Raw genomic sequence first — 1,583 nt, 5'->3', positions numbered from 1 at the left:
TTCACCCGGGGTGAAATCGCGCATCTGGTGATTGATTCCACCGGGCTGAAGGTCTGTAAGCGTTAACCGGACGCCGTATTGACACTGGTCAGGCAGGTATAGCCACGTTCCACGGCAGAAGTTCACCAACCTCAAGGCGTTTGGTGAAGAGGCACAGTCCATCCGCATCTGCCCAGAGAATTTTGACGGTATCACCCCGGCGGCCACGGAAGATGAACAGGTGGCCGGAGAAGGGGTTCTCATCCAGTACGTGCTGTATCTGCTCGCCCAGACCGTTGAAGGATTTACGCATGTCGGTGGCGCCGGCGACCAGCCAGATACGGGTGCCAGACGGGAGGGAGATCATCGTCCCCTCCCGGTCAGTTCGCGAAGCAGTGTTTTCAGGATAGCGGGAGATAAGTTCCCTGTCAGGCGCAGACTGGCGCTCCCGACAGCCACTTCGCAGGTCATCACCTCACCGTAAGCGGAACCGGATGGTTCATAGTGTGGTACTGCATGATGTGACAGGGACATGTCAGATACCACAACAGGGATGACAGCATCAGGTTTACTGACTGAACGTTGTATTTCATCGGGCAAAAGGTGGCTGTAGCGCTGGCGCCATGTAAACAACAGATTGTCATTAATCCCGTGTTCTCTGGCCAGTTGGGCCACGCAGGCTCCAGGCTGATAAGATTTTTCGACAAGTTCCAGTTTAAAGTCCATGGAGTAAGACGCACGAACCCTGCGGGGACGAAGAGAATCTGACATTGATAGAGTCCATTAACGTTTATAAGAGGACTCTATCATCGTCAATCACCGGAAATTTCAACAGACGGTACTGAGATGACGCTTACTCAGTACTTTATCAAGCGCTCCTACCAGCCAGTCGATATCCTCTGTCTGGAACGCCATCGGCGGGCGTAGCCCAGCCGTTTTGTTTTCTCCGCGATAGCCACATCCGGAGCGGGCGTGATACTGGCTTTACTGGGATGGAAGCTTCTGGGTCTGATGATGATACCGGTTTTACTGGTCTGTCTGGTTTCCACCTGGCAGTACAGCCTGGCGATGAGAAAAGCAAACGGGACCGCCTCACGTCCTGCAGAAGACGGTTCATGAATCCCGCTCAGTCCTGGTATTGTGAAAAGCCTCTTTCCGCAAGGAAGGGGGCGGGTCAGGTAGTTCGGGTAACATCTTGGCCGATGATAATATGTCTCTTAGCCCGCGCCCGTTGTAACTGACTGACATTCAATTCCAGATCTTATCCGTGAAGCACTTATAAATTGCAATGGCCCGTGCAGGTGAAAACAAAGCTACGCCTTACCACCTGCTTGACTTCTTCTGAAGAGAGGGAGAATACGGGCAGTTAGCGGAACCCCCTTATATCCTCGTCTTTCAGGGCGGGGATAACGCTATGCGATCGTTGTGTCAGCATTTTCCCTTTCTTATCGCCTTCGGCTGTTTTACAGGCTTTTCGGGTACCTGTGTCTTCGGCTTTTAAATATACGAGTGGCTTTGTTGAATAAATAAGATTTCGTGCGAACGACCTTGTAGCTGGCTGGATTTTCAGGCAATACGCACGCTTTCTGGCATCCCAGCCTTTG

At 52.3% G+C, this 1,583-nt stretch carries 2 protein-coding genes and 1 pseudogene; all 3 read right to left on the bottom strand.

The window, feature by feature from the left end; all coding sequences use genetic code 11:
• Nucleotides 1-121 precede the first annotated feature (121 nt).
• Nucleotides 122-346: pseudogene (gene tnpB / locus ABLV54_RS13200) on the bottom strand (IS66 family insertion sequence element accessory protein TnpB); the annotation flags it as partial.
• Nucleotides 343-750, bottom strand: a complete 408-nt coding sequence (locus ABLV54_RS13195; RefSeq protein WP_032440835.1) for a transposase — start codon at nucleotides 748-750, stop codon at nucleotides 343-345. The pseudogene tnpB and the gene ABLV54_RS13195, both read right to left, overlap by 4 nt.
• Before the next feature lie 595 nt (nucleotides 751-1,345).
• Nucleotides 1,346-1,583, bottom strand: a 238-nt coding sequence (locus tag ABLV54_RS13190; protein WP_263084741.1) for a hypothetical protein, incomplete at its 5' end; no start/stop codon positions are given.

The organism is Klebsiella sp. JB_Kp042 (assembly GCF_040065275.1).
Lineage (GTDB): Bacteria > Pseudomonadota > Gammaproteobacteria > Enterobacterales > Enterobacteriaceae > Klebsiella > Klebsiella quasipneumoniae.
The sequence above is the reverse complement of the archived record's forward strand: the minus strand, read 5'-3'. Positions and strand labels throughout refer to the sequence as shown.